Below are 6,873 nucleotides of genomic sequence, written 5' to 3' on the forward strand. Positions count from 1 at the left end.
ACCCGGCGAGAACCTGACTAACTAGCTGGACGTCCAAACCGTGTTGCGGCCGATCCCCGCACACCGGACAGTCCGATGAATGAATGAGGTCGCCGGGTGCGGTTTATACCCTGGTCCGCACTAGCCGCATCGGTGCAACAAGACCGTCTAAGGAAATGCAGTCTGGCATCCGTTGCAACCGCGAAGCACGGGCATGTATCACGCAAAAAGTAAGACCGGAAGTGGCCCGAAAACCCAGGGCAAAGGCATCATGCGCCCGGCGTTGACGGGGAGTCTCCTAAGGATTGGTTAGGCACTAGACCACACTCCATCCGAAAGGACCATGGAAGTCCTGAAAGCAGTTGTCGCATACCCAGTGCTGGCCATCGAGGGTGGCGTAACCCACTTGGACGGCCTCTGGCACAGATGGATCTGCGAACTTTGCCCAGCAAAAGGCACAGTGCTCATGATCAGAGGCTTGGAGGGTGCGATCCCATGTGCGACGCGTCAATGACACGCCTGCCAGATAGTTTTGCTGATTCGTGAGGCGCCAATCCATGCAAGGCCTAACGCCTGAATTAAGCGGCACGCGTCAGCGTGTCCGCTTGGATGAGTTGTTAGGGGTATGCGACAGCGCTTCGTGCACTGAGCTTACCCGCATGACCAAGTATGCATGATAGTGAGGGATGTAGGTTGAAAGAAGCGAACCTGTAACCTTGACCTGCTTTCCGATGAATGGAATGAAGCCAGATGGATTCGTTGGAATAAGTTCAATACTGCTTGCGCCTCGCATGGTGATGTTGCCAAGCGCTTGATTACCATCTACGCAGAAAGGTTGAGAAGTCTCCAACATCCAGCGTGTAACCGTGACGATACGGGGGTGTTGCTCAAGTGTGCTGGTTTCCATGCGCACTCGAGTGAGTGTCCCAAGCACGGATGTACCGGGCTTCTCGTACTTGAGGCAGCCATGTGTGCCCGCCAGGCATGGCGCGGCCGCAAATAAAAGTATGAGCAGTGCGAGAGACCGGATCACAGAACCCCTAACGCTGGAGTTAAGACGCCGACCGCTGGCGTAGCCAGTGGGCGGTCGGCTTGAATGATTTGTTATCCATTATATGCTGCCGAGTGTCAATGTTGGTGTACGACAACCTTGATTGGTTTGGACCAAGAAGAAAAGACATTAAGACCGGCGCCCTTGCGATCTTCCTCTGTAGCAATATGCCCAATGAGGAGTGCGGACACAAAGTATGTGCCCGGGACCAACATACATAGGTCTTTTTGCGACAGACGTTGCGTAAAGTACATGGTCTTGCCAGGTTGTAGCCAAACCCAATCTTCTTCGCCTTGCGGCTTAGTTATAGGCGGAGGTGGGTCTGAGATACCGCAAAACAGAATGCGATGCGAAGCGCTTTTAACGCTGTATTGAAGCGGGCCAATAACGTTGCGGTCTAAATATCTCGGCGATTTGGAAGTATTTGTAACCGCAATATTTATTATTACAGGTTCACCAGCGCTCAAGTCTGTCGCGCTGGGTGAGAGTGAAATAGTAATTGTGTTGCCGACTTGAGCTGTCGCAACTCCGGTGCACAATGCAAGTATCAATATCACTATAACGATTGGTCGTATGTTTTGCATGGCTAACGACTAAACTCAGGTGACCGCTGCCGCAGAGCGACGATAGGAGCGGCGCGGTAGCGGGTCACCTGGAGTGCCGTGTTAGGCATTACGTGACTCGCGATATTTGATATACGAATCATAAACCTTATTAAACCGATTCCTTTGGTCTTCCGATAATGGTGCTTTCTTGGCCTTTCTCAGTATGTCTTTAAACATATATCCGGAGCGAAAGAAATAGGGCCTTGTCTCTAAGAAACATATTGCTGCTTCCATTGTTTTAGAGTCTCCATCCAAAAGTCGCTCCAACGCACCTTCGTAACCACCGGGGAAGGCTAAAAAATTGTATTCTTTATGGAAGTCAGAACAGGCATTTTGCCATTCTTTACGCTTGTGATCATTCTTGTTCCGAAACTTCACTGTTTCATCTATGCGTGCCTTGAGCTCATTGATTCTGCGAGCGTTTCGCAATATTTCTTCCGTGTAATGCCCCATTCTTATGCCTAACGCTTGAGTTAAGCGGCACGCGTCAGCGTGTCCGCTTGGATGATCAGTTAGTGCGCAACGAGACTTCCCGATAGGCAGCGAAGGTGAAGTTGCTGGATAGTGTTCGCCACATTAGTAGACATGTATTCAACCAATACTATGTGCTGTATGTCGTTGTTGGGAGCATGCCCGCTGCTCTCCGGAGCTAAGTAGCGCATCGAAAGCATAAGTGTGCGTTGCAACTTAGGATTTACCCACATGTAAAGCTGCTGGTAGACAGCGAAACGGGTGGGCGTCTGTGCATCGATAAAGTGCGACCATTTCGGTGCCCACGTGCACATTACCCAGGGTTTTGCCATATGAGCTTTGTAGTACTCAAGCGCTGGCGTTGCTGGGTACGCCGCGTTGAGTTTGAACTGCGTTTGGAACGCTCGGCCTCCAAGAATGGGAAAGTGCTTGATGGCGAATGCCCCGGGAGGAACGCTTATTGACGATGGCTCCTGACCATATGCGGCCAGTGAGACGAACGCCAACACCAAAAATAGTATTCGTGAATGTCGCATTCTGCGCCCTAACGCCTGAAGTAAGCCGCCGACGAACCGCGTAGCGGTTTGGCGGTCGGCTTGAATGAACTGTTAGCAGCACAGCTACGCAAGCCTGTACGCAACCTTGTTGCCTGAAATATTGATATGGCCTTGTTGCTCCAAAGCCTTTACCAGCCCAGATAGCTCGCTCTCTGTGAGGCTTTTTTGGAACAGAGCATTGACAGTGCTGGCCAGTGTTTTTGGCGTGCGCGGGCGCGAGTTGCCGCGTTGCTTCAAGTTTGCCACAACCGCAGACACGCGCTCGGAGAGGCTCGTAGAGTTTGCCGCTTTGATGATTGGAATGTCGTGAATGCTCTTGGAACGACAGGCGTAAATCTTGTGGGCCTTGAGGTACGCAATGAGCGGATCAAAGCCCGTATCTTTTGAGATGATGTGGAAGAAGGGCGATTCGTCTACGGCCGCAAGCTTGCCGATGAAGTAGGCAATGTGAAAGTCCAGGGCGTTTGGGCCATTGCCTGAAATTTTGATGTACGCGCCATTTGCACCAAGGCGCTGCAATGCCTCGACGACGTCAAAGTTAACCTTGGCCTGATTGGCGCCAACAAACACATAGACCTTGAAGAACTCCTTGTCCAACGCCGAGAGCGCAGACGGCTGCACGTTCTCGTAGTCAATGAGCACATAGTTGGTTCGCACGTAAAACTTCCCCTGTACTGCTAACGCTTGAGTTAAGCGGCACGCGTTAGCGTGTCCGCTTGGACGATTGGTTAGCACTTACCACAAGCGCCACCATGGTTTTTTTGGCTTGACCGCAACCTCGCGAAAGCCGGTGCCAGTTGCATGATGTTGGAAAACACCTGGCATAGGCTCTTTGATCCCGGCCGGACGTGGGAACGGCTTGGACTGATGTAACAGCAAGTTTGAGATCAAAAAGACGAGCAGCTTGGCTTGATAGCCTAGGTCAGCATTATCCGCTGTTGCAAACTCTGTTGCCCAGAGCGCCTCAGAGGCCACAGCTCCGTTTGGACCGACATCCAATGCGACGCGATAGACGGGTTTGCCGGTCCAGCTCCGATGGAAGAAGAGGTGTGGCGCGTCGAAGTAGACGAACCACTTGTCCTCCATCTGTTCAGGGACAAGCCCTTCGCTTAGTCGGGACAACTCCTCATTGTTGAACTCTGCGCTGAAGGGGAGCGCCACGCCCTCCGTAAAGGGTTCGCGTTTCCAAGATGAGGCGGATGCTGGCATGAGTGCTAACGCCTTAATTAATCCGCGCCGCGATGCGGCGTCGGCTTGAATGAATTGTTAGGCCTTAGCCGGAATACCATCCCATCCGCTCCTATCCCATACCGCCTGTACACGGTGCCATATCTCATCGCTCATTTGGAACCGCCAAACGCCACCGAGTGTCCATGCGAATTTTGGGTCTACCTTTGCTTGGTGCTCTACGCGATCTATGAAATCCGGGCCGTGATATGACAGCAGGTTTTTAAGTACGCCGGCGGCCAACAGGCCCAAGTGATCCGAAAAGCGCGTATCTGGAACAGCATAAAGAATGCACTCCCAAGCTTTTTCAGGGTCATCACTTGCCAAATCAGACAGTTCCCATTCAGCCCATACATGATCATCTGCAGTGGTAGGTATATTGGATTGCGAGAGCAGCCAGCACTCCATGAGATGGTCAGTAGGTTTGCCTAGTTTTTTCCACTGCTGATATGCGCTCATGAGGCCTAACGCTGGAGTTAAGCGGCGCGCGTCAGCGCGTCCGCCTTGAACGAGTTGTTAGGGCGGCGGTGGTGTTCGAGACAACGAACGGATGTAGGACGAAGTCGAGCCATCCCAGCCGCAGTGGACACAACGACCCGAGACGAATTCATGCGAACACTTTGGGATACCGTAAAGGACATGTGCACACTCCGGGCATAGAGACTGCATGAAGGATGCCGCAGCCATGTAGCGGGATCCACACTCGTCGCATTTTTTCTCTGTGCTGTTGATCACGGCCTAACGTTTGAAATCAGTCGTGCCGAAGGCATCGGCTGGATTGAATTGTTATGCGGTTTTATGCAGAGAAGCTTGGTCTTTAAAAAGCTCCGAAATTTCTGTTTTTGGCAACATGTTGATTGCGTTTTCAATAACCTCCTCGGCTATTTCGAGGCTCCATTTCGCAAAGTTTTTGTTTTCTATAAGATTAAGCCAACTTGAGAAGCTTTGATTTTTTGAAATTACATTTTTTTGAGAAAGAGTTTCAATAAAGTACGGATGGCCATCTATTTTAGAGTACCCGTTGGAGTTAGAAAGCATCTCTCCTTTTGTATGCACAATACTGTTTCTTATTTTTATGAGTAAAGAAAAATCCTGATACGGATTCGCTCCTTTGTCTGCTTTTTCTCCATTTTTACAAATGGCATAAAGTTCTAGATACTTATTCAAGAGGGAGTCTCTTTCTCTGCTTGATTCAATTTTACTTATTTTTTCGAGAATAGAATTCTCTAGATCGGTATATTTGTGAAGAACCGAAAAACAGGTAGTAAATCTATCTGGGGAAAAAAGTCCTTTATCTTTGTTGTTGGGGCACTCTAATTTGTGGTCGGCACAAAATTTATACCACTCTGTTAAATCGTGTGTGAATGCTTCCGTGGCGGAAACAGCAAGAATACATGTCGAGACGCCCTCTCCTCGCTTTGAAGATTTTTCTGCCCTATCGAACAAGGCTGGTGAATGATTGGGAATAAAGACCCGTTCAGGTGTCATTTGTGCCTCACATAACGCTGGAGTTAAGCGGCACGCGTCAGCGTGTCCGCTTGGATGAATTGTTAGAGCGCATTATGCATGGCATATCAGTCGACCTGGCGATCAAGGATGGCCTTGTCAATCCTATGGACTCGCTTCATGGCGTCTTTGCGAACTTTTGGGCCGAGATGTTGCGCATGCTGCGTCCAGTATTTCTTCCAACGCTTCAATTCATCCACTTCCATGGAGTCGAAGCGTCGGTTGAAGTCGTCGAGTTCACGGAACCGGCTCATCTTTGCGCCCTAACGCTTGAATTAAGCGGCACGCGTCAGCGTGTCCGCTTGGATGAATTGTTAGGCGATCGGCGCCGAAGCGCCAGTTGATGACCGCCTGCGATGACTGCGCCGCCAATAGAAAATAAACGCACAGCATGCGACCTCAGTAGCAACGAGCAATCCGATGTTGACGTATGGGTGCACGACTAAGCCAAGTGGCTCTGCCAGCATAAACACCGGGAACAGCGTAGGAAGGAAAAACGCGAGACGTAGAGGAAACAGGATGTAGTTAAGCCACGCGAACCTTGATAAGCGCAGCACCAGTGTGATGCCACAAGCAAGGATTAGAATGTAGACAAAAATTGTGAATACATGAAGGATGACGAATAGAGGTGGTGATGGCCTGCTGAAATCAGGAATGAAAGAATTAAAGGCTGAGCCGTGAAGCATGCCCTGAACAATCATCCATACTATGTTCGCGATATCAAGAGCACCCATGCCCATGGCGAGCTTATCTATTGATTTCAACTCTTCAACTCCATCTTCGAGTGCCTAACGCATGAATCAAGGCGCCGACCGCTGGCGAAGCCAGTGGGCAGTCGGCTTGAATGAATTGTTAGGGGCGACGATCGGCCGCCCGCGATTCTGCCATTGCTTTGACTAACTCTGGGGTGAGTTCCACCGAAGGGGCACTACGCGAAAGCAGAGCTCCGATGAGCCCCTTAATTACGTCCGCGCGATCCTCTTCCTTAATGTGCCCCGTAAGACCAAAAGCAAACAGAAGATCTTGATGCTGTACTAGCTTTTGATAGAACACGTTTAGCTGCCTGAGGTTCTTGTTGTACAGATAAAAGAATCCCGCGCTAATGAACTGCGTAAGCACGCCTGCTGCGGTTGTAGTGATTGAGACGGCCGGTGCGCTGCCACGGAAAGCAAGCACTACGCCAACAACAAGCACTACAAGACCAACCACCAGAGCTGACAGGCTGGCCCAAAAGCTCCATGCTACATGCGACTGATTGGTCTTGTAGTAGGCCTCGATATAAGCGGCTGTCTGCTTGGCATCCACGATAAGCACCTAACGCTGGAGTTAAGCGGCGCCGGTACGGCGTCCGCTTGGATGAGTAAAAAGAGACTTCCCCTCCCTTCGGTCTCGAAGGCCATGATGGTGTTGCGACACAACCGTCAGCAGAAGAGGAAGTCTCCATGAACACTATAATCCTTGGCGTGGACTTGGCGAA

Annotated in this window: 9 protein-coding genes; all 9 read right to left on the reverse strand. The window is 50.7% G+C overall.

Features of this window, described 5'->3' with window-relative positions; all coding sequences use genetic code 11:
* Nucleotides 1-571 precede the first annotated feature (571 nt).
* The 9 genes from HF690_RS14870 to HF690_RS14905 all read right to left on the reverse strand — a co-directional run bounded on the left by HF690_RS14870 (nucleotide 572) and on the right by HF690_RS14905 (nucleotide 6,701).
* Nucleotides 572-886, reverse strand: a complete 315-nt coding sequence (locus HF690_RS14870; RefSeq protein ID WP_168610002.1) for a hypothetical protein — start codon at nucleotides 884-886, stop codon at nucleotides 572-574.
* A gap of 809 nt (nucleotides 887-1,695) precedes the next feature.
* Nucleotides 1,696-2,088 (reverse strand): hypothetical protein, encoded by a 393-nt coding sequence (locus tag HF690_RS15030; protein ID WP_205300850.1) that lies wholly within the window; start codon nucleotides 2,086-2,088, stop codon nucleotides 1,696-1,698.
* 638 nt (nucleotides 2,089-2,726) lie between these two features.
* The gene (locus HF690_RS14875) at nucleotides 2,727-3,320 is read right to left on the reverse strand and encodes a PIN domain-containing protein (protein WP_168610003.1); all 594 of its coding nucleotides are present in this window, start codon (nucleotides 3,318-3,320) and stop codon (nucleotides 2,727-2,729) included.
* A 78-nt stretch (nucleotides 3,321-3,398) separates the two neighbouring features.
* Nucleotides 3,399-3,872, reverse strand: a complete 474-nt coding sequence (locus tag HF690_RS14880; RefSeq protein ID WP_168610004.1) for a hypothetical protein — start codon at nucleotides 3,870-3,872, stop codon at nucleotides 3,399-3,401.
* 57 nt (nucleotides 3,873-3,929) lie between these two features.
* Complete coding sequence (locus HF690_RS14885; RefSeq protein ID WP_168610005.1) at nucleotides 3,930-4,349, reverse strand: DUF6869 domain-containing protein; 420 nt, start codon at nucleotides 4,347-4,349, stop codon at nucleotides 3,930-3,932.
* 327 nt (nucleotides 4,350-4,676) lie between these two features.
* Entirely contained in the window at nucleotides 4,677-5,378 is a 702-nt protein-coding gene (locus HF690_RS14890; protein ID WP_168610006.1) for a hypothetical protein, read from the reverse strand.
* An 86-nt stretch (nucleotides 5,379-5,464) separates the two neighbouring features.
* A complete protein-coding gene (locus HF690_RS14895) occupies nucleotides 5,465-5,650 on the reverse strand; it encodes a hypothetical protein (RefSeq protein ID WP_168610007.1) in 186 nt (61 codons plus the stop codon).
* Between the two features lie 60 nt (nucleotides 5,651-5,710).
* Nucleotides 5,711-6,160 (reverse strand): hypothetical protein, encoded by a 450-nt coding sequence (locus tag HF690_RS14900; protein WP_168610008.1) that lies wholly within the window; start codon nucleotides 6,158-6,160, stop codon nucleotides 5,711-5,713.
* A gap of 88 nt (nucleotides 6,161-6,248) precedes the next feature.
* Entirely contained in the window at nucleotides 6,249-6,701 is a 453-nt protein-coding gene (locus HF690_RS14905) for a TRADD-N-associated membrane domain-containing protein (RefSeq protein ID WP_168610009.1), read from the reverse strand.
* Nucleotides 6,702-6,873: the final 172 nt, after the last annotated feature.

The sequence above is a fragment of the Oleiagrimonas citrea genome (assembly GCF_012395255.1).
In the GTDB taxonomy this organism is placed as follows: domain Bacteria; phylum Pseudomonadota; class Gammaproteobacteria; order Xanthomonadales; family Rhodanobacteraceae; genus Oleiagrimonas; species Oleiagrimonas citrea.

What these genes read in the sequence shown, in the direction of transcription:
- HF690_RS14895 (WP_168610007.1), bottom strand. Translation starts at nt 5,650, where the DNA reads ATGAGCCGGTTCCGTGAACTCGACGACTTCAACCGACGCTTCGACTCC.
- HF690_RS14890 (WP_168610006.1), bottom strand. Translation starts at nt 5,378, where the DNA reads ATGACACCTGAACGGGTCTTTATTCCCAATCATTCACCAGCCTTGTTC.
- HF690_RS14880 (WP_168610004.1), bottom strand. Translation starts at nt 3,872, where the DNA reads ATGCCAGCATCCGCCTCATCTTGGAAACGCGAACCCTTTACGGAGGGC.
- HF690_RS14870 (WP_168610002.1), bottom strand. Translation starts at nt 886, where the DNA reads ATGGAAACCAGCACACTTGAGCAACACCCCCGTATCGTCACGGTTACA.
- HF690_RS14885 (WP_168610005.1), bottom strand. Translation starts at nt 4,349, where the DNA reads ATGAGCGCATATCAGCAGTGGAAAAAACTAGGCAAACCTACTGACCAT.
- HF690_RS15030 (WP_205300850.1), bottom strand. Translation starts at nt 2,088, where the DNA reads ATGGGGCATTACACGGAAGAAATATTGCGAAACGCTCGCAGAATCAAT.